The organism is Streptomyces sp. NPDC086519, from assembly GCF_040686075.1.
Taxonomy (GTDB): Bacteria; Actinomycetota; Actinomycetes; order Streptomycetales; family Streptomycetaceae; genus Streptomyces; species Streptomyces shenzhenensis.
The window spans coordinates 37,578-61,037 of sequence record NZ_JBFBJL010000036.1; the positions used below are offsets into that span (position 1 = coordinate 37,578).

The window sequence follows — 23,460 nt, forward strand, 5'->3', positions numbered from 1 at the left end:
GAAGAACCGCCTACCGGCGCCACCACTTGCGCCGGCCCCTGCTGAAGAACCACCCCGCCGGCGGCTCATCCGATCGCCACGGCTGAGGTTCCGGCGCCTCGGCCCGCCACTTCGCGGCCAGCATCCGAGTCCGCGCGGACGGCTCCGCCGCCCCCGCGGACCGTATGAACTCCTCGTCCAGCACCACGCCGTCCCAGTCCGCGTCGGCGTCGGCGTCCCGGAAGCCCTCAGCCATCCCCGTTCCTCTCCGCAGAACATCCCCTTTGCCCAGTGTGCCCGGGCCCGGATGAAGCCCCTGTCAATAAGGCGGGCGTCTACTCCTCGCCCGCCAGCGTCAGCGAGCGCAGCTTCTGGCCGGCGTACCAGGTGGCCAGGACGGTCACCACGACCAGCAGCACCGTGCCCGTCGTCAAAGACACGTCGGACGTGACCAGCTCGCCGCCGGTCACCTTGTGGGCGACCGCCAGGGACCACTGCTGGACGCTCAGCGTCCGCGCCCCCGGGACCAGGGAGCCGAACAGGGCCTCCCAGACCAGGGCGTAGACGAGTCCGAAGACCACGGCGTGCCGGGACACCGTCCCGAGGAGCAGGAAGAGCGCGGCGTAGGCGATGGAGGCGACCAGCGCGGCGACCGTGTAGGCGACGGCGATCTGCTGGCCGTTGCCGTTCAGGATGAAGCCCGCGACCAGGGTCGGCAGGGCCGAGAAGACCATCGTCACGGCGATCGCCACGATCAGCTTGGTGAGGATGATCGTCGGCCGTTTGACCGGCTTGGACAGCAGGTACACCACCGAGCCGTCGTCGATCTCCGGGCCGATCGCACCCGTGCCGGCGATGACGCCGATGATCGGCACCATGGTCGCGAGGGCGAGGCCGCCGAGCAGGTCGGCGGCCGTCTGGTCGTCTGCTCCGGCCAGGCCTCGGACGACGACGGAGATCGCGATCAGCAGCATGGGCAGCGCGCCCAGGATGAGGGCCCGGCGCCGGCCGAGCAGGGCCCGGTAGGTGAGTCGGGCGACTGTGGGGTCGTACATCTTCGGCCTCCTACGCCGCGACCAGATACGAGAACACGGATTCGAGGGACTCGTCGGACGGCGAGACCGTGAGCAGCCGGATGCCCTGGTCGCGGGCGACCTTGGGCAGCAGCGTGGTGAAGCGGCCGAAGTCGACGGCCTGGATGCGCAACGCGCCCTCGGCGAGGTCCACTTCGATGCCCGAGGTGGACGGGTCGGCGATGAGGGCGGCCGCGAGGGCGCGGTCGTCGCTGGAGCGGACCAGGTAGCGGTGCGGGCGGTCGGTCATCAGGCGGCGGATCTTGCGGAAGTCACCGCTGGCCGCGTGCCGTCCGGCGACCACCACCTCGATGTGCCAGGCGAGTTGCTCGACCTCTTCGAGGATGTGGGAGGAGAACAGGACCGTGCGGCCCTCGTCGCCCATGCGCCGCAGCAGTTCCATGAGCTGCATGCGCTGGCGCGGGTCCATCCCGTTGAAGGGCTCGTCGAGGAGGAGCAGGGACGGCTCGTGGACGAGGGCGGACGCCATCTTCACGCGCTGGCGCATGCCCTTGGAGTACGTCGAGATCTTGCGGTCCTGCGCGTACTCCATCTCGACCGTGGCGAGGGCCTTCTGGGCGGCCTTGGCGCCGAGACCGTGCAACTCGGCGTTGGCGACGACGAATTCGCGGCCGGTGAGGAAGTCGTACATCGCCTCGCGCTCGGGGACGATGCCGATGTGCTTGTAGATGGCCTCGTTGCGCCAGGTCGGCTGCCCGTCGAGGGTGACCGTGCCGGTGGAGGGGGCCAGGAAGCCGCCCATCATGTTGATGAGGGTGGACTTGCCGGCGCCGTTGGGGCCGAGCAGGCCGGTGACGCCGGGGCCGATGGTCATGGTGATGTCGTTGACGGCGACCACGTTGCCGAACCAGCGGGAGACGTGGTCGATGGAGAGCGTGGTCACAGTCCCACCTTCTTGTAGCGGCGCAGCAGAAGGCCGTAGCAGGCGGCGATGAGGCCGACGATGACGAGCAGGTACACCGCGCCCTGGGCGTGGGAGGGCCCGTCGCCGCCCGGGAAGGTGTTGGTGCCGCCGAGGAGGGCGGTGCTCACGCCGCCGATCAGGGTGACCGGCGAGAACAGGCCGATCCACGGGATGGCACTGGTGCTGCCCTGGGAGTCGGCGATGGCCTGGAGGGTGGAGACCGCGCCGTAGGAGATGGTCAGGACGGCGATCACGGCGGCGATGCCGAAGCCGCGGCGCGGGGTGACCGCCGCGATGACCAGGCCGATGCCGGCGAAGAGGAGGGACAGCAGGGCCACCGAGAGCAGTCCCTGGCCGAACCCCTTGGTCTGGTGGGCGAAGTTCATCTTGGAGAGCAGGGCTCCCACGTACAGCACGACCAGCGGGGCGCCGGTGAGGATGAACATCGCGGAGGCCAGGGCCGCGAACTTGGCCTGGACGTAGTCGGCGGTCTCGATGGGCCGCGAGAAGTACAGCGGGATGGTCTTGAAGCGCAGGTCGCGGGAGACGGCCTGGGGCGCCTGGGAGGCGACGTACAGGCTGATGACGGCCTGCATGATGATCGCGTATCGCGTGTAGGACACCGGCAGGTCGTGCGCCTTGGTGGCGACGGCGACGGCGACCATGATGGCCGCCGGCACGCACATCACCGCGAAGAGCAGCATCGGCAGCGCCTTGGACTTCACCGAGCGGCCGAGGCCGTAGGAGCCGCGCAGGGTCTGCGAGTAGAGGGACCGGCGGGCGTACGCGCGGCCGAGGCGCGGGCCGTCGTAGCCGCGGTAGCCGATGTCGTGGATTCGGGACTGGTCACCCGCGGGGGTGGCCAGGGGATGCTCAACCGCCATGGACGGTCGCCTCCTTCCGCTGCTCGTCGTTGCTGGTGAAGACCTCGGAGATGTGGTGCCGGCGCTGCTCCATGCGCACCAGGCCGAGGCCGAGGTCGGCGACGACGTCACGGACGAGGTCGTACGTCTCCTCGCCCTGCGCGGTGAGCAGCAGGATGCGGCCGGCGCCGGGGAGGCCGCCGCCCTCGTTGTCCGTGTCCACCCCGCGTGCCTGGAGCGCGTCGCGCACCGCGCGGTTGCCGTCCGGGTGTTCGTCGCTGTCGGTGACCTCGATGGCGAGGGTGGTCGTGGACTGGGTGAAGTCGGTGGTGGAGCTGGAGCGCAGCAGCTTGCCGCCGTCGACGACGACCACGTGGTCGCAGGTGCGTTCCAGTTCCCCGAGCAGGTGCGAGGTGACCAGGACCGAGATGCCGAAGTCGGTGTGGATGCGGCGGATCAGGCCGAGCATCTCGTCGCGGCCGACCGGGTCGAGGCCGTTGGTCGGCTCGTCGAGGAAGACCAGCTGCGGGTCGTGGACCAGGGCCTGGGCGAGCTTCACGCGCTGCTTCATGCCGGTCGAGTAGCCGCCGATGGGGCGGTACCGCTCCTCGTAGAGGCCGACGTGGCGCAGGGTGTCGGCGGTGCGCTCGCGGGCGGCGGTGGGCGGCAGGCCGGACATGCGGGCCATGTGCACGACGAACTCGGTGGCCGAGACGTCGGGCGGCAGGCAGTCGTGCTCCGGCATGTAGCCCACGCGCTCGCGGATGGCGGCGCCCTTGGTCGCTACGTCGAGGCCGAGCACTTCGGCGCGGCCCTCGGTCGCGGGGGACAGACCCAGCAGGATCTTGATCAGGGTGGATTTGCCGGCGCCGTTGGCTCCGACGAGTCCGGTCACACCGGCTCCGATGTCCACGGACAGCCGGTCGAGCGCGGTCACCCGGGGGAACCGCTTGCTCAGGCTTTCGGTCGCGATCACAGTCACGCCCTAGACGGTAGTGACCCGGGCCACTGCGGTCGTCAGACCTCGGAGCAGTCTTCTCGTCAGACTCCAGTATTACGGGGCCCTAGGGGAATCCCCTCCTTGAGAGCTACGCAGAGTTATCCACAGGCCGCATCGCGCCCATTGACGTCATCTCTAACAACTGTCACATTCGCCAGTGTCACGTTACGGGCACGTACCGCAGTCGACGGGGCGAGGGATGGGCGAGGCGCGGTGGCCGGCGGCGCCGGACCGGCTTCAGGGGCACGGGCGCCGAGTTCGACGAGACCTCGTGGTCACCGACTCCCGGGCCCCCGAGCAGAGTGCCTTCTGGCTGGACGACGATCTGCCGCACACGCGGCGCTGGACGGAGGACGGGTGACGGACATCGAAGGCGCGCGCGAGCGACGGGTGCGTACGGGCGGCGTCGACCTGTGCGTGGCGGAGCTGGGCGACCCGGCGGCCCCGACGGTCGTCCTCGTCCACGGCTACCCGGACAGCAAGGAAGTGTGGTCCCAGGTCGCGCCCCGGCTCGCCGCCCGCTTCCACGTCGTCCTGTACGACGTCCGCGGCCACGGCCGTTCCACCGCCCCGAAGCCCCTGCGCGGCGGCTTCACCCTCGCCAAGCTCACGGACGACTTCCTGGCGGTGATCGACGAGGTCAGCCCGGACCGCCCGGTGCACCTCGTCGGCCACGACTGGGGCTCGGTGCAGTCCTGGGAGTTCGTCACGGTGGGGCGTACTCAGGGCCGTATCGCCTCTTTCACGTCGATGTCCGGGCCGTCCCTGGACCACTTCGGGCACTGGATCAACGCGCGCGTGCAACGCCCCACGCCCCGGCGGGTGGGCCAGCTCCTCGGCCAGGGCGCCAGGTCCTGGTACGTGTACCTGCTGCACACCCCCGCCCTGCCCGAACTGGCCTGGCGCGGCCCCCTCGGCAAGGCCTGGCCGAGGATCCTGCGACGGTCCGAGAGGCTGCCCGCAGGGAACTACCCGACGGCCTCCCTGCCCTCCGACGCGGCACACGGCGCCTGGCTGTACCGCGACAACGTTCGGGCCCGGCTGCGCCGCCCGCGCGAGGACGCGTACGCGCACGCGCCCGTGCAGCTCATCACGCCCCTCGGCGACGCGTTCCTCTCCGAGCGGCTCTACGACGATCTGGAGCGCTGGGTGCCCCGGCTCACCCGCCGCACCCTGCCCGACAAGCACTGGATCCCACGCACCCGGCCGGACCAGGTGGCGTCCTGGATCGAGGAGTTCGTGATGTCGGTGGAGGGCGGCCGGGAGGCGGAGCCGAAGCCCGCCGACCGCCATGCCCAGCGGTTCGGGGGCCAGTTGGTCCTGGTCACCGGCGCGGGCAGCGGTATCGGGCGGGCGACGGCGTGCGCGTTCGCGGAGGCGGGCGCGCGGGTGGTGGCGGTGGACCGGGACGCGGAGGCGGCCGCCCGTACCGCCGAGCTGTCCCGGCAAGCCGGCGCGGCGGACGCGTGGGCCGAGACCGCCGACGTCTCCGACGAACAGGCCATGGAGAAACTCGCGGAGAAGGTCCACCGCGAGTACGGCGTCCTGGACGTGCTGGTCAACAACGCGGGCATCGGCCTGTCGGGATCCTTCTTCACGACGACGACGGAGGACTGGCGCCAGGTCCTGGACGTCAACCTCTGGGGTGTCATCCACGGTTGCCGCCTCTTCGGCGCCCGGATGGCAGAACGCGCCCAGGGCGGCCACATCGTGAACGTCGCCTCGGCCGCCGCGTACCAGCCCTCCCGCGCCCTGCCCGCCTACAGCACCTCCAAGGCGGCGGTCCTGATGCTGTCCGAGTGCCTGCGCGCCGAACTCGCCTCCCGGCGCATCGGGGTGACGGCGATCTGCCCCGGCTTCATCAACACCGACATCACGTCGACGGCCCGCTTCACCGGGGTCGACGAGGAAGAACAACGACGCCTGCAGAAGCGCTCCGCCCGGCTGTACGGCATGCGCAACTACCCTCCGGAGAAGGTGGCTTCGGCGATCCTGGAGGCGGTGGCGCACAACCGCGCGGTGGTACCGGTGACTCCGGAGGCACGGGGGATGCGAGTGCTGTCGCGGCTGGCGCCGGGGGTTTTGCGGCGAATCGCAAGGGTGGAGCCGAAGTTGTAGCGCGTCGTGGCCCAACTGCGGGCCAACTGCGGGCCGACGACGGCTGGTCGCACAGTTCTCCACGCCCCTACGGGGCGCTCCACCGGTCGTCGCGGCTACATGGCTGCGGGTAATCGTGCCGCTGGCCGCGGAGTTGGACACGGCCGGCATCCCCCTCTCCGCGATCGCCGAGGAGCTACGGGAGTTGAGGGTTCAGGTCGAGCACATCGCCCTGCGTTGCGTGGAGTTCACCACCGAGCACGTCTTCGCCCGCTACCTCGACGCCCCGGACACCGCACCGACGTCGGCGCGGCCGAAGCGGCCTCGCTCGTACGCCGCCTTCGTCCCCTGGCCCAGCAGACGGTGGACGCCGAACTGGCCCGTGCCATGCGCCTGTTCGCGACCCGCGAGGTGCGCCGACGCCTCGGCGCGGGGGAGCCGCCGAAAACCCCGGACGCGACGCGTTCGGTGCCTCTGCGCGCCGAAACGATTCAGGCCGTACGACGCCCCGTTGGCCCGGACCGTGTCGCGGAGTCCGTCGCCGTCGCCGCCGAACGGGAGCTGAGGGCAGGGCACTTGGACGCCTTCGCCGCAGATCACCGCCCTGTTAACGATCTTGACGAACCACCGTGAATCGCCCAGCACTTGTCCACAGCCCGGCCAATTTCCTTGTGGATAACCGCACTTGGTTGTGGATCAAACCTGCGGAGAAAAATATCTGCGTGATCCGCGTCTCGCCCGGCACGCTGGTGGCATGAACGCGAGACACAACGAAGGAGCACAGGACGAGCGGCGCACCGTGAAGGTGTCGAAGTACCTCTCGAAACACCTGCGCCACCAGCCCGAACGCATCGGGCTCCGCGTGGACGAAGCGGGCTGGGTGGAGATCGACACGCTGCTCGCGGCGGCAGCCGCACACGGCTTCCCGGTCACCCGCGAGGAACTGGACCACGTCGTCGCCGCCAACGACAAGCAGCGGTTCGCGATCGAAGGCACCCGGATCCGCGCCAGCCAGGGCCACAGCATCGACGTCGACCTCGGACTGCCCCCGGCGACCCCGCCGCCGTACCTCTACCACGGCACCGTCGCGCGGAACCTGGACGCGATCCGGAGCGCGGGCCTCAGCCCGATGAACAGGCACGACGTGCATCTGTCGGCGGACTGGGAGACCGCGACGCGGGTCGGTGCCCGGCGCGGGCGCCCGATCGTGCTGTCGGTCGACGCGGGCGCGATGCACCGGGACGGGTACGTCTTCCACGTCAGCGCGAACGGGGTGTGGCTGACACAGGCCGTACCGCCACGCTATCTGCGTTTCCCCGATCCGCACTGACCCCTGCGTCATGAGTGGTGTGGACCACTCCGGGCCCGGGCCCGCCGCTTCCCGCCCGCGGCCTCGCTGGTCGTGCCGCTGCCCGGGAACCGCACGCACGAGGAGTACCTCGCCGCCCACCTGCTCACGCCGTGGCTGAGCAGCCGCCCACGGTGACCGTTTCTCCCCCGGTCGGTGACCGTTTCGTCCGCTGACAGCGGGTCCCCTTAGTCTCGGACCCATGAGTCTGCGTCTGAGCACCGTGATCCTCCCGTACCGCCGCTGGAGCGAGGGCGGCCGTTCCGCCTGGACGCGCGCGGAGGAGCTGGGCTTCCACACCGCGTACACGTACGACCACCTGTCCTGGCGCAGCTTCCGCGACGGGCCGTGGTTCGGTGCGATACCGACGCTGACCGCCGCCGCCTCCGTCACCGACCGGATGCGGCTGGGCACACTGGTCACCTCGCCGAACTTCCGGCATCCGGTGACGCTCGCCAAGGAGTTGATCTCCCTCGACGACGTCTCCGACGGCCGGGTGACGCTCGGCATCGGCGCCGGCGGCACCGGCTTCGACGCCACCGCCCTGGGCCAGGAGCCGTGGACCCCGCGGGAACGGGCCGACCGGTTCGCGGAGTTCGTGGCACTGCTCGACCAACTGCTCACCGAGGATGCCGTGACCTACCAGGGCGGGTTCTACTCAGCCACCGAGGCACGCAACATCCCGGGCTGCGTGCAGCGGCCCCGGCTGCCCTTCGCGGTGGCCGCCACCGGCCCGCGCGGGCTGAGGCTGGCCGCGCGGTACGGCCAGGCGTGGGTGACCACCGGTGACCCGAAGCTGTACGAGACGGGCACGCCCGAGCAGTCGTTCGAGGCACTGCGCGGACAGCTGGGCAAGCTCGTCGAGACCTGCGCGGCGACCGGCCGGGACGCCGCGGAGCTGGACAAGGTCCTGCTGACCGGGTTCACCCCCGACCGCGGCCGTCCACTGGAATCCCTGGACGCCTTCGTGGACTTCGCGGGCCGTTACCAGGAGCTGGGCTTCACCGAGCTGGTGATCCACTGGCCCGTCCCGGACTCGATGTTCGCGGCCGAGGAGAAGGTCTTCGAGCTGATCGCCATGGAGGCCCTGGGCCAGCTGGGCTGAACATCGTGCACGTGCTGCCCGGCTGGGCAGCACAGCTGAACAGGGCGGCGGTGGCGGCGTCGTGGAGTCGTCTGTGTCTCATCTGTGCGCACGCCTGCCCGGCCGTGCGGGCATATGCGCGAGAATGGGCCGGTGACCTCAGCGACCCGACAGCCCGAGACCCCTGCCTTCGCGACCCCGCCCCGGCTGATCGCCACCGATCTCGACGGCACCCTGCTGCGCGACGACAAGTCGGTCTCCCCGAGGACGGTCGCCGCGCTGGCCGCCGCCGAGGAGGCGGGTGTCCAGGTCTTCTTCGTCACCGGCCGCCCGGCCCGCTGGATGGATGTCGTCAGCGACCACGTCCACGGCCACGGCCTGGCGATCTGCGGCAACGGCGCGGCCGTGGTCGACCTGCACGGCGGCCCCGGCGCCCACCGCTTCGTGAAGGTGCGCGACCTGGCGAGGGGGAACGCGCTGGACGCCGTACGCCTGCTGCGCGACGCCGCGCCCGGCACGGTGTACGCGATCGAGCAGACGTACGGCTTCCACCAGGAGCCGGCCTATCCCAAGCTGCACCTGGAGATACCGGACCATCTGCTGCCGGCCGAGGAGATCCTGGCGACCGACGGTCCGAGCGCCGGCGAGCCCGTGCTCAAGGTCCTCGCCTACCACCCCGCCCTCGACCCGGACGCCTTCCTCAGCCTCGCCCGCCTGGCCGTCGGCGACCTCGCCACCGTCACCCGGTCCAGCCCCAGCGCCCTGCTGGAGATCAGCGGCCCGGGCGTCTCCAAGGCCAGCACGCTCGCCCTGGAGTGCGCCGAGCGCGGCATCTCGCACGAGGAGGTCGTGGCCTTCGGCGACATGCCCAACGACGTCGAGATGCTGACCTGGGCCGGCCAGTCCTACGCCATGGGCAACGCCCACCCCGCCGCCGTCGCCGCCGCCTCCGGCCGTACGGTCGCCAACAACGAGGACGGAGTGGCCGTCGTGATCGAGGAGATGCTGGCCGCCCGCGCCTGAGACCGGCCGCCGCGGCCGGACTACCGCGCTCCCGCCGACGACTGCGCCGCCGCCTCCCGCTCCGCCAGGTCACGCAGCGGTCCGGCTCCGGCGGCGAGTTCCAGGTAGGTCCCGCGCTGCACCACCCGGCCGGCGTCGAGGACGATCACCTCGTCCACGGCCTCCAGGCCCGCCAGCCGGTGCGTGATGAGCAGCGTCGTACGGCCCTCGGTGGCGGCCAGCAGATCCGCGGTGAGCGCGTCGGCCGTGGGCAGGTCGAGATGCTCGGCGGGCTCGTCCAGCACGAGCACCGGGAAGTCGGCGAGCAGTGCCCGGGCGAGCGCCAGCCGCTGCCGCTGCCCGCCGGAGAGCCGCGCCCCGTGCTCGCCGACCAGGGTGTCGAGCCCGTCGGGCAGCCCGTCCACCCAGTCGAGCAGCCGGGCCCGGCCCAGCACGTCGCGCAGGTCCTCCTCGGTGGCGTCCTTCCGGGCGAGCAGGAGGTTCTCGCGTACGGAACTGTCGAAGAGGTGCGCGTCCTGGGCGCACAGCCCGACCAGCCGCCGCACGTCATCGCTGTCCATGCCGTACGCGTCCACGCCGGCGAGCGTGTAGGAGCCCGCGGCCGGGTCGAGGAACCTCAGCAGGACCTGCGCGAGCGTCGACTTGCCGGCGCCGGACGCACCCACCACGGCGACCCTGCGCCCCTCGTGCAGGGCGAGGTCCACGTCGTCGAGCGCATCCCTCGACTGCCCCGGGTACCGAGCCGTCAGGCCCTTCAGCACGACGGGGAAGGGCGCGGCGGGCGCCTGCCGCGGCCGCTCCGGCTCGCGTACCGGCTCGGGCGCGTCCAGCACCTCGTAGACCCGCTCGGCGCTCCTGCGCACCCGCTGCCGGTGCCGCGCGGCCAACGGCAGCCCCAGTACGGCCTCGAAGGCGGCCAGCGGAGTGAGGACGACGACCGCCATCGTCACCCCGCTCAGCCAGCCGTCGGCGACCGCCTGGGCGCCCAGCAGCGCGGTGGCCACGACGGTCAGGCCGGTCAGCAGTGCGGTCAGCCCGTCACCGAGCGCGGTGGCCGTGGCTCCCCGCGAGGCGATCCGGGTGAGCGTGCCGTCGGCCCGCCGGGCCTCGTCGGTACGGGCGGGCAGCGCGCCGGCGACCGTCAGCTCGGCGGTGCCGGTGAGCAGGTCGGTCACCCGCGTCGCGAGCAGTCCACGAGCGGGCGCCAGCCGGTGCTCGGCCCGCCGGGCCACCGCGGAGGTCACCAGCGGAACACCGACACCGGCCGCCAGCAGCCCCACCGCGAGCGCGGCACCGGCCTCGGGCAGCAACCAGGCCGTGAACGCCACGGACCCCGCGGAGACGGCCAGCGCGACCCCGGCAGGCAGCAGCCACCGCAGCCAGTAGTCCTGTAGCGCGTCCACATCGGCGACCAGCCGTGTGAGCAGGTCACCCCGCCTGGTCGTCCGCAGCCCGGCGGGCGCGAGCCGCTCCAGCCGCCGGTACACGGCGACCCGCGTCTCGGCCAGCATCCGCAGCACGGCGTCGTGCGACACCAGCCGCTCGCCGTACCGGAACACGGCCCGCCCGATCCCGAAGGCCCGCGTGGCCGTCACGGCAACCATCAGATACAGCACCGGCGGCTCCTGCGAGGCCCGCGAGATCAACCACCCGGAGGTCGCCATCAGCCCGACAGCGCTGCCGAGCGCGAGAGCTCCGAGCAGCAGCGCGAGCAGCAACCGTCCCCGCCGGGCCCCGGAAGCGGCACGCACCCGCCCAAGAACACTCCGCCCGCCCTCGGCCACCGCCTCCACGGGACCACCCACAGGCAGCCCGAGCCCCTGCGCGGCCTCACCCTCCAGCTGATCTGGTCGGTCTGTCGTCCCGCTCTCCGCACGACCGAGCCGCTCCGCGGCCTCGCCTTCGAACTGATCGAGTCCGGTGGTGGATGGGCAAAGATTCTGGGGATCCGTGGGGCGAAGCCCACTGGGGATCTCGCTGCCGGAGAGGCGCACCACCCGGGACGCCGCCGAGAGCAGCGCCGGCCGGTGCACCACCAGCAACACGGTCCGTCCCACGGAGAGCCGCCGTACCGCCGCCACCACCTCCGCCTCGGTCGCCCCGTCCAGCGCGGCCGTCGGCTCATCCAGCAGCAGCACAGGCCGGTCGGCCAGAAACGCCCGCGCCAACGCCAGTCGCTGCCGCTGCCCGGCGGAGAGCCCGGCCCCGTCCTCCCCGAGAACCGTCTCCGCTCCCTCCGGCAGCGCATCCACGAACTCCAGCGCCCCCGCGTCCCGCAACGCCCCCCGGACGGCGTCGTCGTCCGCGTCGGGACGCGCCAGCCGTACGTTCTCGGCAATCGTCCCGGCGTAGAGATGGGGCCGCTGCGGCACCCACGCGATCCGCGACCGCCACTCCTCCAGGTCGAGGCCGGCGAGGTCGGCTCCCCCGACCCGCACCCGCCCCTGCGCCGGCCGTACGAACCCCAGCAGCACGCTCAGCAGCGTCGACTTGCCCACGCCGCTCGGGCCGACCAGCGCGACCGTCTCCCCTGGTTCGACGGTGAACGAGACGTCGGTGACCGCGTCCGCCGACCGTCCCGGGTAGCGGACCGTCACTCCCTCGAAGGCCAGGGAAGCGACGGAAGGCACCGCACCCGCCCCGGACGCCGGCAGCGGTGTCTCCAGCACAGCGAAGATCTCCTCCGCCGCCGCCAGCCCCTCCGCCGCCGCGTGAAACTGGGCGCCCACCTGCCGCAACGGCAGATACGCCTCGGGCGCCAGCACCAGGATGACCAGCCCGATGTACAGGTCCATGTCGCCGTGCACGAGCCGCATGCCGATGGTCACGGCGACCAGCGCCACCGACAGCGTGGCGAGCAGTTCCAGAGCGAAGGAGGAGAGGAAGGCGATCCGCAGGGTCCGCATGGTCGCCTGCCGGTACTCGCCGGTGATCCGGCGGATGGACTCGGCCTGCGCCTTGGCCCGGCCGAACACCTTCAGCGTGGGCAGCCCGGCGACCACGTCGAGGAAGTGGCCGGAGAGCCGGGACAGCAGCTGCCACTGACGGTCCATCCGGGACTGGGTGGCCCAGCCGATCAACACCATGAAGAGCGGGATCAGCGGGAGGGTTCCGACGATGATCGCCGCGGACACCCAGTCCTCGGTGACGATCCGCGCCAGCACCGCGACCGGCACGACCACCGCCAACCCCAACTGCGGCAGGTAGCGCGAGAAGTAGTCGTCGAGGGCGTCGACACCGCGCGTGGCGAGGGTGACCAGTGACCCGGTCCGCTGGCCGCTCAGCCAGCCGGGACCGAGCGCCACCGCCCGGTCGAGAAGACGCCCCCGCAGCTCGGACTTGACCGCCGCGCTCGCCCGGTGCGCGGCCAGCTCGGTGAGCCAGGAGACCAGCGCGCGGCCGACCGCCACGGCCGCCAACAGCAGCAGGGGCGTGCGCAGTTCGGAGACCGAATGACCGTGCTGGAAGGCACCGACCACTACCTCGGCGATGAGCATGGCCTGAGCGATGACCAGCCCGGCGCCGACGGCACCGAGGCCGACGACGGCCACCAGAAAGAGGCGGGTGGCACGGGCGTAGCGCAGCAGCCGGGGATCGATTGGTTTCACGTGAAACATGCCCTTCGGCCCGGAGAGGGTGTTTCACGTGAAACATCACGAACCAACGCGATCAGCACCATGAGACACCCTCCCCTCGGACTCAGTGGGCGGCTTCGGCCGCTATGTGCTGCGTGCCGATCCGCTTGCGGAACACCCAGTAGGTCCATCCCTGGTAGAGCAGGACGAGCGGCGTGGCGATCGCGGCCAGCCACGTCATGATCTTCAGGGTGTAGGGACTCGACGAGGCGTTGGTGACCGTGAGGCTCCAGTCGCCGTTGAGCGACGACGGCATGACATTCGGGAAGAGCGACAGGAAGAGCATCGCCACGGCGGCCACGATGGTCACGCCGGACAGGGCGAACGCCCATCCCTCGCGACCCCGCAGGTTGGCCCCGAGGGCGGCCAGCAGTGCGACGACCGCCACCACCAGCGCCACCAGGCTCTTGCCGTCACCGCTGTCGATCTGGGTCCACAGCAGGAAGACCAGTGCCAGCGCGGCGGTGAGGACACCGACCTTGGTCGCCAGCTTCCGCGCCCGTACCCGGATGTCGCCGACCGTCTTGAGCGCGGTGAACACCGCGCCGTGGAAGGTGAACAAGGTCAGCGTCACCAGTCCGCCGAGCAGGGCGTACGGGTTGAGCAGGTTCCAGAAGGTGCCGACGTACTCGAAGTTCCGGTCGATCTTCACACCGTGCACGATGTTCCCGAAGGCCACTCCCCACAGGAACGCCGGGACCAGCGAGGTCCAGAAGATCGCGGTCTCCCAGTTGCGCTGCCAGTTCTCCTCGGGCCGCTTCGCCCGGTACTCGAAGGCGACGCCCCGGACGATCAGGCAGACCAGGATGACCAGCAGCGGCAGGTAGAAGCCGGAGAAGAGCGTGGCGTACCACTCGGGAAAGGCGGCGAAGGTCGCGCCACCCGCGGTGAGCAGCCACACCTCGTTGCCGTCCCAGACCGGGCCGATCGTGTTGATCAGCACCCGCTTCTCCAGGCGGTCCCGGGCTAGCAGCTTGGTGAGGATGCCGACCCCGAAGTCGAAGCCCTCCAGGAAGAAGTAGCCGATCCACAGGACGGCGATCAGGACGAACCAGACGTCGTGAAGTTCCATGACTGCGTCTCCCTCGGCCTAGTACGAGAAGGCCATCGGCTTGTCGGCGTCACGGGTCTCGCCGCCGATCTTCGTGGGCGGGTTGAGATCGTCGTCGGTGAGCTCCGGCGGGCCGGCCTTCACGTACTTCACGAGCAGCTTGACCTCGACGACGGCGAGGACGGCGTACAGCGCGGTGAAGGTGATCATCGATATGAGGATCTCCGTCTGGGAGACCCCGGGGGAGACCGCGGCGCTGGTCGTCAGGACGCCGTAGACGGCCCAGGGCTGACGGCCCATCTCGGTGAAGATCCAGCCCCAGGAGTTGGCGATCAGCGGGAAGCCGAGCGTCCAGATCGCCGCCAGCCAGTACAGCCTGCCGAGCTTGGGGCTGAGCGCCTTGTTCTTGAAGAGGACCAGGTTCGGCACCTCGTCCTCACCGACCCTCAGGTGCTGCGGCAGCATGAACTTCTTGCGGGTCAGCCAGAGCCCGGCGAGGCCGATGGCGAAGGACGCCATGCCGAAGCCGATCATCCAGCGGAAGGCCCAGAAGGTGACGGGGATGATGGGCCGGTAGTCGCCGGTGCCGTACTTCTGCTGCTCGGCCTTGTTGGTGTCGTTGATACCGGGGACGTGCGAGTTGAAGTTGCCATCGGCCAGGAACGACAGCAGGCCGGGGACCGAGAGTTCGACGGTGTTGTGGCCCTTGCTGACGTCGCCGTAGGCGAAGATCGAGAAGGGCGCCGAGTCCTGGCCGTCCCACAGGGCCTCGGCGGCGGCCATCTTCATCGGCTGCTGCTTGAACATGACCTTGCCGAGGGTGTCACCGCTGATCGCGGTGAGCAGGCCGGCGATGACGACGGTGACCAGACCGAGCCGCAGCGAGGTCTTCATCACACTGATGTGCTTCTTGCGGAACAGGTGGAAGGCGGCGATACCGATCATGAACGCGCCGCCGGTCAGGAAGGACGCGGACAGCGTGTGGAAGACCTGGGCCACCGTGGTGTTCTGGGTGAGGACGGCCAGGAAGTCGGTGAGTTCGGCACGCCCCTTCGCCTTGTCGATCTTGTAGCCGACGGGGTGCTGCATCCACGAGTTGGCCGCGAGGATGAAGTACGCGGACAGGATCGTGCCGATGGAGACCATCCATATGCAGGCCAGGTGGATCTTCTTGGGCAGCTTGTCCCAGCCGAAGATCCACAGCCCGATGAAGGTGGACTCGAAGAAGAAGGCGATCAGGGCCTCGAAGGCGAGCGGGGCACCGAAGATGTCACCGACGAAGCGCGAGTAGTCGGACCAGTTCATGCCGAACTGGAACTCCTGCACGATGCCGGTGACCACACCCATCGCGATGTTGATCAGGAAGAGCTTGCCCCAGAACTTGGTCGCCCTGAGGTACTTCTCCTTCTCCGTGCGCACCCAGGCGGTCTGCAGGCCGGCCGTGAGGGCGGCCAGCGAGATCGTCAGGGGGACGAACAGGAAGTGGTAGACGGTGGTGATGCCGAACTGCCAGCGCGCCAGTGTCTCCGGCGCCAGAGCCAGGTACACGTCGTCAGTCTCCTTACGTCGCCGTGATACAGCGGCACTCTGCCCCTTTTGTCGCGTGCATCACGGGACTAATGGGACACGCTTGTGAATGCATTCACATTCACAAACCATTATGACGCACTGATTGTCGAAGCTCGAAGGGGGGTCGCACTTGGGCCGTTCGGCACCTTCTGGACGCGCGTACGGGGCCGCCCGGCCCTCATCTCGGCCGTGCGACCCCGTACGCGCGTGAATCCCGGGGACGGCGGGAAGACCCCACTCGCCCCGCCGGCGCTACAGCTCCTTGCGGAAGGCCTCAGCCACCTTCAGGAAGATGTCGTTCGCCTCGGTCTCGCCGACCGTCACCCGCACACCCTCACCCGGGAACGGCCGGACGACCACGCCGTGCTCCTCGCAGAGCTGCGCGAAGGCGGTCGTGCGCTCCCCCAGCCGCAGCCACACGAAGTTGGCCTGGGTCTCGGGCACCGTCCAGTCCTGGCCGCGCAGCCCTGCGACCACGCGCTGCCGCTCGCACACCAGCGAGCCGACCCGGCCGAGCAGCTCGTCCTCGGCCCGCAGCGAGGCGATCGCCGCCTCCTGGGCGAGCTGGCTCACACCGAAGGGGACCGCCGTCTTGCGCAGCGCGGCCGCCACCGGTTCATGAGCGATCGCGAAGCCGACGCGCAGTCCGGCGAGGCCGTAGGCCTTGGAGAAGGTCCGCAGCACACAGACGTTCGGCCGCTCGCGGTAGATCTCGACGCCGTCAGGCACTTCGGGGTCGCGGATGAACTCCCGGTAGGCCTCGTCGAGCACCACCAGCACGTCCCTCGGCACCCGGTCCAGGAACCGCTCCAGCTCGGCCCGCTTCACGACCGTACCGGTCGGGTTGTTGGGGTTGCAGACGAAGATCAGGCGGGTGCGGTCGGTGACGGCGTCCGCCATCGCGTCCAGGTCGTGCACATCACCGGGCGTGAGCGGCACCTGGACCGACCGGGCACCGCTGATCTGCGTGATGATCGGGTACGCCTCGAAGGACCGCCAGGCGTACATCACCTCGTCGCCGGGGCCGCTGGTGGCCTGGACCAGCTGCTGGGCGACACCGACCGAGCCGGTGCCGGTGGCGAGGTGGGTGAGCGGGACGCCGAAGCGGTCCGAGAGCTCGTTCATCAGCGCCGTGCACGCCATGTCCGGGTAGCGGTTGAAGGAGGAGGCGGCCGCGGTGACCGACTCCATCACGCCGGGGAGCGGGGGATAGGGGTTCTCGTTGGAGGAGAGCTTGTACGCGACCGGTCCGTCGGCCGCCGCCGGCTTGCCCGGCTTGTAGGTGGGGATACCCTCCAGCTCGGCGCGCAGCTTGGGGCTCGTCTCGCTCACCGCAGTCCTCCTCGCGACCACCGGCGGACCGTCCGCGCCGCCGGCATCCAATACTGCTCACCTTATGAGGATTGGGCCCCGCCGCGTACAGCGGAAGAGCGCGCGCTGAGCCGGAGCGGCGCACCAGCCGGTGGGCGAGGAACCGAGACCGCGAACCTCATCCGCCCCACAGGCATCACGGGCATCACCACACGAAGGCGCATTTATCGGGGGCGCGCCCTACATATATCTACGCGCCGGTGGCTCACGCCCTGGCGCGCATCACCCGTGCAGGTGAGTTGAGACCTCTTCGAAACATCGGGCACTTGGCAGGCCCATCCCTGCCGACACGTCACGTCTCACCATTGGATCGTTCAACTGACTTTCTTTCTAAGGCAGTTGACCCCCATTGGCCTTGCAGAAACGTGCCTGTTAACGCGTGCATATGCGTCCGCACTACCCCACCGCATGAGCCCTACTATCGGCTCGCCATGACAGCAGCAGGGAAGCACCAGGTGAGCCGCGCGGAAACCTCTCGGCGAGGCAGCCGGCCGGGCCGGGCCGGCATCAGAGACGTGGCCGCCGCCGCCGGAGTCTCCATCACGACCGTCTCCGACGCCCTGAACGGCAAGGGCCGGCTCCCGGATGCCACCCGGCGCCACGTCCGCGAGGTCGCCGACCGGCTGGGCTACCGCCCCTCGGCCGCCGCCCGCACCCTCCGTACCGGCAAGTCGGGACTCATCGGCCTGACCGTGACGACGTACGGGGATGAACCTTTCACCTTCACCGAGTTCGCGTACTTCGCCGAGATGGCGCGGGCCGCCACCTCGGCCGCGCTCGCCCGCGGCTACGCCCTCGTGATCCTCCCCGCGACCTCACGCCACGACGTGTGGTCGAACGTCGCCCTGGACGGCACGGTCGTCATCGACCCCTCCGACCAGGACCCGGTGGTCAGCGAGCTCGTCCGGCAGGGGCTGCCGGTGGTCTCCGACGGCCGCCCGGCCGGCGCGCTCCCGGTCACCGCCTGGGTGGACAACGACCACGAGGCCGCCGTCCTCGGCATCCTCGACCATCTCGCCGACGCGGGCGCCCGCCGGATCGGACTGCTCACCGGCACCACGACGGACACGTACACGCACCTGTCGACCACCGCCTACCTGCGCTGGTGCGAGCGCGTCGGCCAGGACCCGGTCTACGAGGCGTACCCGGCGCACGACCCGTGCGCCGGCGCCGTCGCCGCCGACCGGCTGCTCGCCCGCCCGGACCGCCCCGACGCCGTCTACGGCCTCTTCGACCCCAACGGCACCGACCTGCTGGCCGCCGCCCGCCGCTACGGGCTGCGCGTCCCCGACGACCTGCTCCTGGTGTGCTGCAGCGAGTCGACGGTGTACGCCAACACCGAGCCGCCCATCACCACGCTCTCCCTCAAGCCGCGCCGCATCGGCACGGCCGTGGTGCAGTTGCTCATCGACGCGATCGAAGGCGTCGATTCGGACCAGCCGGTCGAACAGGTGATACCGACCGAACTGATCGTGCGTACCTCCTCCCAGCGACGCCCGCAGCGCACCACGGTCAGCCCGCCGCGGGCACCGGAGGAGGAGTAGCACGAGCGCGCGGAGAGCGGGGCGGCCGGGCCGCCGGGCGTCGTCCGACGGCGGCCGGCAGCTGAACGGCGGGTGGTCGAAGCCCTGCCCAACCGGGGCGAAAGCCACGCTGAACTGGAGTCCTGCCCGGATTCACCACCCCTGGGTCATCACACGGCGCGACGGGCATTCCTATGATGGGCCCACGACACCGCGGGCCGCTGCGACCAGGCAGTCCGAAGCGGTGCAGAGGCGGCGCGATGGTGGAGGGGTCTGATGACTCAGGGGGCCGGTCAGGGACCCGAGGCGGAGCGGACGGCGACGTTGCGCGACTTCCGGGTGCCCGGGTACGTCAACGAGACCGGCCCGTACGCCCCCAGCACCCACCCCGGCGATGTCGTCCCGCCCCTCGATGACGTGTACCCCGAGGGATATCCGGACGGGTACACGCCCACCCAGCGGGACCTGCCCGTCATCAACCGCGGCGACACGCTCCAGATGCCCGTCCAGCCGGCCGCGGACCCGGCCGCGCAGCCCGGAAACGGCCCCGGCCCGCTGTACGTCGTCGGTGACGTGCACGGTTACTTCGACGAGCTGGTCGCCGCGCTGCGTGAGCAGGGCCTGATCGACGCGGACGGCCACTGGTGTGCGGGCACCGCCCGGCTGTGGTTCCTCGGCGACTTCACCGACCGGGGTCCGGACGGCATCGGCGTCATCGACCTGGTGATGCGGCTGTCCGCCGAGGCAGCCGCGGCCGGCGGCTACTGCAAGGCCCTCATGGGCAACCACGAGCTGCTGCTGCTCGGCGCCAAGCGGTTCGGCGACACGCCCGTCAACTCCGGCGCGGGCACCGCCACCTTCCAGGCGGCCTGGCTGCTCAACGGCGGCCAGAAGACCGACATGGACCGGCTCCAGGACCACCACCTCCAGTGGATGGCGCGCCTGGACGCCGTCGAGGCAGTCGACGGCTACCTGCTGGTCCACTCGGACACCACCGCCTACCTCGACTACGGCGACTCGATCGAGGCGGTCAACGACACGGTCCGCGAGACCATCACGCGTAATGACGCGGACGAAGTCTGGGATCTGTTCCGTAAATTCACCAAGCGCTTCTCCTTCCGCGACGAGGGGGGTGCAGACGCCGTCCGTTCCCTTCTCGATACGTACGGCGGTACCCGTATCGTTCACGGACACAGCCCCATTCCCTATCTGCTGGGCGAAGTCGGCTCCGAGGACGGCGAAGAGGGCACCGGCCCGGTTGTGGAGGGGCCGCACATCTACGCCGACGGGCTGGCCATCGCCATGGACGGCGGCGTGACCATGGCCGGAAAGCTGCTGGTGAGGCAACTTCCACTGGACACCTGAGCGTTCGCCGGGCTGTTCCGTCCTCCCGACGTCACACGCGGGCCACCCCCAATTTCCGGCAACCCCCTGTCACCGCGTGCCGTAACGGCTCTACCATCGGTTTATCCGTAGCAGGCTCCCCTCCGTTTCTGCCCGACGGCTCGCCGGCGTGCGAGCCACCAGCCCTACGGAGCATCGGGGGATGCACATGAACAGCGTTCCGCAGCACCTGCACAGCGAGGACCGCCAGGAATACGAGCGGATCCTCGATGAGGCGCTGCGCTCCGCCCAGTACCGTCCCGAACTGGCCGGTATAGGCCGGCGTTTGAACACCGAACAGCTGCGCACCATGGCGCTCAACGCCACCACACTGATCACGGCGGCCGCGGCGACCGAGTACCAGCACTATGTGAAGGTCCGCGAGGAACTGCGCAATCCGGCGCGGTCCACCCCGGCCACCGTCCAGGACTACGGCTCCGCGGAGCCGGGCCCGGGCGGCGCGATGGGGCTCGCCACCACCCTCGGCGAGGCCGCCGAGACCACCGGCGCCGGAGGCTTCGCCCTCGCCCTGGTCCTGGCGCCCGTCCTCGCCGGCACCGCCGCGGCGATCTTCCTGCTCGTCGGCTACGTCCTGAAGATGCTGGACCCGGCCCCGGCGTTCGCCCAGACCATGCTCACCGCGGGCTGGGTGTTCGGCGCCGTGACCGCGGCCACCATTGTCATGGCCGGCGCGGGACTGCTGCTCACCGCACTGCGCAACAGCCCCTCGCTGGAGGCCGGAGCCTACGGCGAACCCGGCGGGGAGGTGGCCAGGGCCCGGGAGGCCTGGCGGGACGCCCTGCTGGAGCGCGGCATCCTGCCCTTCCTGCGGGAAGCGCTGGCCGCCGACACCGGCGCGGCCGGACTGCGCAGGACCGCTCCGTCGGGCCCGGCGGGCCGGATGCCGCGTCTCGGTTACGACCGCCCCGGCTTCAGCACCGACGACGGCGCCGCCCCCGCCCCCCGCCCGAGCTTCACCAGCCCGGACTACACCAGCCCGGACTTCGGAGGCCCGGAACACCAGCCGGAATAACCGGCCCGCGCCCCCGGCCTGGGGGCGCAGGCCGGACACCCGGTCTACGAGGCCACGCCGGGGGCTGACGGGCGGCGCACCCGTCGAACTCCTGCCGTACCGCCCCCATGGCGCCACGTTCGCCTGCGACCAGTCGGTGATGCGCTGCACGAGCCCGACCGCCTCCCGCTCCAGCCCGGTCAGCCGGTACTCCACCCGCGGCCGCACCGTCGGCTACACCATGCGGGTCAGCGGTTTCTCCCGCTTCAGCGCGCGGGGTCTGCGTCAGCCGTCAGCCCCTTCGACGCCGCGCCGTCCAGACTTCGAGCCGGTCCGGATCCCGCAGGATCGGCCCGCCGTGAGCGCACTCGGCCTGCACCCACCCGCACCGGCCGCGTACGGCCTGGACCACGGCCTGGACCCACGGCGGGGCCTGGCACGCCCGACAGCCAGGGCACGTGCCGGAACCCGCTTCCCTGGGCTCCGGCACGCTCCCGGGCCCCCGGTCAGTCCGCGATCGGCAGGTAGACCCGGTTTCCGCTCGCCGCGAACTCCTTCGACTTCTGGAGCATGCCCTCCGCGACCTCCTCAGGAGACGCTCCGTCAGCCGCCGCACCACCGAACCGCGCCGTGATGCTTTGACTGATCTTCATCGAGCAGAACTTCGGGCCGCACATCGAACAGAAGTGGGCCGTCTTCGCCGGCTCCGCCGGAAGCGTCTCGTCGTGGAACTCACGGGCCGTGTCCGGGTCCAGGGCGAGGTTGAACTGGTCCTCCCACCGGAACTCGAAGCGGGCGTCGGAGAGCGCGTCGTCCCACTCCTGCGCGCCCGGGTGGCCCTTGGCGAGGTCGGCCGCGTGCGCGGCGATCTTGTAGGTGATGACGCCGGTCTTGACGTCGTCCCGGTTGGGCAGGCCCAGGTGCTCCTTGGGGGTGACGTAGCAGAGCATCGCCGTGCCCCACCAGGCGATCATCGCGGCGCCGATGCCGGAGGTGATGTGGTCGTACGCCGGTGCGACGTCCGTGGTCAGCGGGCCGAGCGTATAGAACGGAGCTTCATCGCAGATCTCCTGCTGAAGGTCGATGTTCTCCTTGATCTTGTGCATCGGGACATGGCCCGGGCCTTCGATCATGGTCTGTACATTGAAACGCCTGGCGATCCGGTTGAGTTCCCCGAGCGTGCGCAGTTCCGCGAACTGTGCTTCGTCGTTGGCGTCCGCGACGGAGCCGGGGCGCAGACCGTCGCCCAGGGAGTACGTGACGTCGTAGGCGGCGAGGATCTCGCAGAGTTCCTCGAAGTTCTCGTACAGGAACGACTCCTTGTGGTGCGCGAGGCACCAGGCCGCCATGATCGAGCCGCCGCGCGAGACGATGCCGGTCTTGCGGTTGGCGGTGAGCGGCACGTACGGCAGGCGCACGCCCGCGTGCACGGTCATGTAGTCGACGCCCTGCTCGGCCTGTTCGACGACCGTGTCCTTGTAGATCTCCCAGGTCAGTTCCTCGGCCCTGCCGTCGACCTTCTCCAGGGCCTGGTAGAGCGGCACCGTGCCGATGGGGACGGGGGAGTTGCGCAGCACCCACTCGCGGGTGGTGTGGATGTTGCGGCCGGTGGAGAGGTCCATGACGGTGTCGGCGCCCCAGCGGGTCGCCCAGGTCATCTTCTCGACCTCCTCTTCGATGGAGGAAGTGACCGCGGAGTTGCCGATGTTGGCGTTGACCTTCACCAGGAACCGCTTGCCGATGATCATCGGCTCGATCTCCGGGTGGTTGACGTTGGCGGGCAGTACGGCCCTGCCCGCCGCGATCTCTTCGCGGACCACCTCGGGAGAAACGTTCTCGCGGATGGCCACGTACTCCATCTCCGGGGTGATCTCGCCCCGGCGGGCGTACGCGAGCTGCGTCACCGCCTCGCCGTCCCGGCCGCGCCGCGGCTGGCGTGGGCGGCCCGGGAAGACCGCGTCCAGGTTGCGCAGGCCTCCGCGCGGCGAGGTGTGCTTGATTCCGTCGTCCTCGGGACGGACGGGCCGGCCCACGTACTCCGCGGTGTCGCCGCGGGCGATGATCCAGTTCTCCCGCAGCGGCGGCAGGCCCCTGCGGACGTCGGTCTCGACGAGCGGATCGGTGTACGGGCCTGAGGTGTCGTAGAGCGTGACCGACCGCCCGTTGGTGAGGTGCACCTGACGGACCGGCACCCGCAGATCGGGGCGGGAGCCCTCGACATACCCCTTGTGCCAGCCGATGGACTTCCCGACCCCCCGGGACGGTTCGCCCGCAATGGGCTGTTCGTCCCGACTGGAGGCAGGCGTGCGTGCGTCCTTGTTGGTCATGAGACCTACTCCCTACGCCGGCATTACCCGGTAACAGGTTCGGCGGTCGACGCAGCGGCTTCCGTCGGGCGGCGTTTCCTGTGAAACATCACTCGTTCCACGTGAAACATCGCGAATACGGAGGTCAGCGCCCTCTCAGCCCGGTGCTCCGAGCTCCCGCGTGTGCAAAGGTGCCTCCACGCTAGCGTCAATTCGGG

At 70.4% G+C, this 23,460-nt stretch carries 17 protein-coding genes, 2 pseudogenes and 1 riboswitch; of the genes and pseudogenes, 9 read left to right on the top strand and 10 right to left on the bottom strand.

Features of this window, described 5'->3' with window-relative positions:
- Positions 1 to 10 precede the first annotated feature (10 nt).
- The 5 genes from AB0P24_RS29655 to AB0P24_RS29675 all read right to left on the bottom strand — a co-directional run bounded on the left by AB0P24_RS29655 (position 11) and on the right by AB0P24_RS29675 (position 3,816).
- Positions 11 to 235, bottom strand: coding sequence for a hypothetical protein (locus tag AB0P24_RS29655; protein ID WP_365799276.1), 225 nt, complete (start codon positions 233 to 235; stop codon positions 11 to 13).
- 79 nt (positions 236 to 314) lie between these two features.
- Positions 315 to 1,034: an ABC transporter permease gene (locus AB0P24_RS29660; RefSeq protein ID WP_365799278.1), complete on the bottom strand. Its 720-nt coding sequence runs from the start codon at positions 1,032 to 1,034 to the stop codon at positions 315 to 317.
- A gap of 10 nt (positions 1,035 to 1,044) precedes the next feature.
- On the bottom strand, positions 1,045 to 1,956 hold the full coding sequence (locus tag AB0P24_RS29665) for an ABC transporter ATP-binding protein (protein WP_365799280.1): 912 nt from the start codon (positions 1,954 to 1,956) through the stop codon (positions 1,045 to 1,047).
- A complete protein-coding gene (locus AB0P24_RS29670) occupies positions 1,953 to 2,861 on the bottom strand; it encodes an ABC transporter permease (protein WP_365799282.1) in 909 nt (302 codons plus the stop codon). Before AB0P24_RS29670 ends, AB0P24_RS29665 begins: the two co-directional genes overlap by 4 nt.
- Positions 2,851 to 3,816 (bottom strand): ABC transporter ATP-binding protein, encoded by a 966-nt coding sequence (locus AB0P24_RS29675; protein ID WP_365799351.1) that lies wholly within the window; start codon positions 3,814 to 3,816, stop codon positions 2,851 to 2,853. The genes AB0P24_RS29670 and AB0P24_RS29675 overlap by 11 nt, the downstream gene beginning before the upstream one ends.
- A gap of 257 nt (positions 3,817 to 4,073) precedes the next feature.
- Between AB0P24_RS29675 and AB0P24_RS29680 the strand changes: the two are divergent.
- The 6 genes and pseudogenes from AB0P24_RS29680 to AB0P24_RS29705 all read left to right on the top strand — a co-directional run.
- Positions 4,074 to 4,201, top strand: a pseudogene (locus AB0P24_RS29680) (Xaa-Pro aminopeptidase); the annotation flags it as partial.
- The gene (locus tag AB0P24_RS29685) at positions 4,198 to 5,958 is read left to right on the top strand and encodes an SDR family oxidoreductase (protein WP_365799284.1); all 1,761 of its coding nucleotides are present in this window, start codon (positions 4,198 to 4,200) and stop codon (positions 5,956 to 5,958) included. The pseudogene AB0P24_RS29680 and the gene AB0P24_RS29685, both read left to right, overlap by 4 nt.
- 121 nt (positions 5,959 to 6,079) lie before the next feature.
- Positions 6,080 to 6,570 (top strand): annotated as a pseudogene (locus tag AB0P24_RS29690) (MerR family transcriptional regulator); the annotation flags it as partial.
- Positions 6,571 to 6,691: 121 nt separating this feature from the next.
- Positions 6,692 to 7,267: an RNA 2'-phosphotransferase gene (locus AB0P24_RS29695; RefSeq protein WP_365799286.1), complete on the top strand. Its 576-nt coding sequence runs from the start codon at positions 6,692 to 6,694 to the stop codon at positions 7,265 to 7,267.
- Between the two features lie 220 nt (positions 7,268 to 7,487).
- Complete coding sequence (locus AB0P24_RS29700; protein ID WP_365799288.1) at positions 7,488 to 8,390, top strand: LLM class flavin-dependent oxidoreductase; 903 nt, start codon at positions 7,488 to 7,490, stop codon at positions 8,388 to 8,390.
- Positions 8,391 to 8,504: 114 nt separating this feature from the next.
- A complete protein-coding gene (locus AB0P24_RS29705; RefSeq protein WP_365799290.1) occupies positions 8,505 to 9,392 on the top strand; it encodes an HAD hydrolase family protein in 888 nt (295 codons plus the stop codon).
- A gap of 20 nt (positions 9,393 to 9,412) precedes the next feature.
- On the opposite strand, the gene cydD is transcribed toward AB0P24_RS29705, so the two are convergent.
- From cydD to hisC, 4 genes are all read right to left on the bottom strand, one after another.
- On the bottom strand, positions 9,413 to 13,009 hold the full coding sequence (gene cydD / locus AB0P24_RS29710; protein WP_365799292.1) for a thiol reductant ABC exporter subunit CydD: 3,597 nt from the start codon (positions 13,007 to 13,009) through the stop codon (positions 9,413 to 9,415).
- 82 nt (positions 13,010 to 13,091) lie between these two features.
- Complete coding sequence (cydB, locus tag AB0P24_RS29715) at positions 13,092 to 14,099, bottom strand: cytochrome d ubiquinol oxidase subunit II (protein ID WP_365799294.1); 1,008 nt, start codon at positions 14,097 to 14,099, stop codon at positions 13,092 to 13,094.
- A gap of 18 nt (positions 14,100 to 14,117) precedes the next feature.
- Positions 14,118 to 15,626 (bottom strand): cytochrome ubiquinol oxidase subunit I, encoded by a 1,509-nt coding sequence (locus AB0P24_RS29720; protein ID WP_365799296.1) that lies wholly within the window; start codon positions 15,624 to 15,626, stop codon positions 14,118 to 14,120.
- A 273-nt stretch (positions 15,627 to 15,899) separates the two neighbouring features.
- The gene (gene hisC, locus AB0P24_RS29725; protein ID WP_365799298.1) at positions 15,900 to 16,979 is read right to left on the bottom strand and encodes a histidinol-phosphate transaminase; all 1,080 of its coding nucleotides are present in this window, start codon (positions 16,977 to 16,979) and stop codon (positions 15,900 to 15,902) included.
- A 470-nt stretch (positions 16,980 to 17,449) separates the two neighbouring features.
- On the opposite strand from hisC, the gene AB0P24_RS29730 reads away from it, so the two are divergent.
- From AB0P24_RS29730 to AB0P24_RS29740, 3 genes are all read left to right on the top strand, one after another.
- Entirely contained in the window at positions 17,450 to 18,562 is a 1,113-nt protein-coding gene (locus AB0P24_RS29730; RefSeq protein ID WP_365799300.1) for a LacI family DNA-binding transcriptional regulator, read from the top strand.
- 255 nt (positions 18,563 to 18,817) lie between these two features.
- Complete coding sequence (locus tag AB0P24_RS29735; protein WP_365799302.1) at positions 18,818 to 19,906, top strand: metallophosphoesterase; 1,089 nt, start codon at positions 18,818 to 18,820, stop codon at positions 19,904 to 19,906.
- Between the two features lie 181 nt (positions 19,907 to 20,087).
- Entirely contained in the window at positions 20,088 to 20,957 is an 870-nt protein-coding gene (locus AB0P24_RS29740; RefSeq protein WP_365799304.1) for a hypothetical protein, read from the top strand.
- 485 nt (positions 20,958 to 21,442) lie between these two features.
- On the opposite strand, the gene thiC is transcribed toward AB0P24_RS29740, so the two are convergent.
- Positions 21,443 to 23,263: a phosphomethylpyrimidine synthase ThiC gene (thiC, locus tag AB0P24_RS29745; protein ID WP_365799305.1), complete on the bottom strand. Its 1,821-nt coding sequence runs from the start codon at positions 23,261 to 23,263 to the stop codon at positions 21,443 to 21,445.
- Positions 23,256 to 23,433: riboswitch (TPP riboswitch) on the bottom strand. (Overlaps the previous gene by 8 nt.)
- Between the last annotated feature and the right edge of the window lie 27 nt (positions 23,434 to 23,460).

Bases quoted from the DNA above. Each gene is read 5' to 3' on its own strand.
- AB0P24_RS29735 (WP_365799302.1), top strand. From the start codon at position 18,818: ATGACTCAGGGGGCCGGTCAGGGACCCGAGGCGGAGCGGACGGCGACG.
- thiC (WP_365799305.1), bottom strand. From the start codon at position 23,263: ATGACCAACAAGGACGCACGCACGCCTGCCTCCAGTCGGGACGAACAG.
- AB0P24_RS29730 (WP_365799300.1), top strand. From the start codon at position 17,450: ATGACAGCAGCAGGGAAGCACCAGGTGAGCCGCGCGGAAACCTCTCGG.
- cydB (WP_365799294.1), bottom strand. From the start codon at position 14,099: ATGGAACTTCACGACGTCTGGTTCGTCCTGATCGCCGTCCTGTGGATC.
- AB0P24_RS29660 (WP_365799278.1), bottom strand. From the start codon at position 1,034: ATGTACGACCCCACAGTCGCCCGACTCACCTACCGGGCCCTGCTCGGC.
- AB0P24_RS29705 (WP_365799290.1), top strand. From the start codon at position 8,505: ATGCGCGAGAATGGGCCGGTGACCTCAGCGACCCGACAGCCCGAGACC.
- AB0P24_RS29670 (WP_365799282.1), bottom strand. From the start codon at position 2,861: ATGGCGGTTGAGCATCCCCTGGCCACCCCCGCGGGTGACCAGTCCCGA.
- AB0P24_RS29700 (WP_365799288.1), top strand. From the start codon at position 7,488: ATGAGTCTGCGTCTGAGCACCGTGATCCTCCCGTACCGCCGCTGGAGC.
- AB0P24_RS29655 (WP_365799276.1), bottom strand. From the start codon at position 235: ATGGCTGAGGGCTTCCGGGACGCCGACGCCGACGCGGACTGGGACGGC.
- AB0P24_RS29695 (WP_365799286.1), top strand. From the start codon at position 6,692: ATGAACGCGAGACACAACGAAGGAGCACAGGACGAGCGGCGCACCGTG.
- cydD (WP_365799292.1), bottom strand. From the start codon at position 13,009: ATGTTTCACGTGAAACCAATCGATCCCCGGCTGCTGCGCTACGCCCGT.
- AB0P24_RS29740 (WP_365799304.1), top strand. From the start codon at position 20,088: ATGCACATGAACAGCGTTCCGCAGCACCTGCACAGCGAGGACCGCCAG.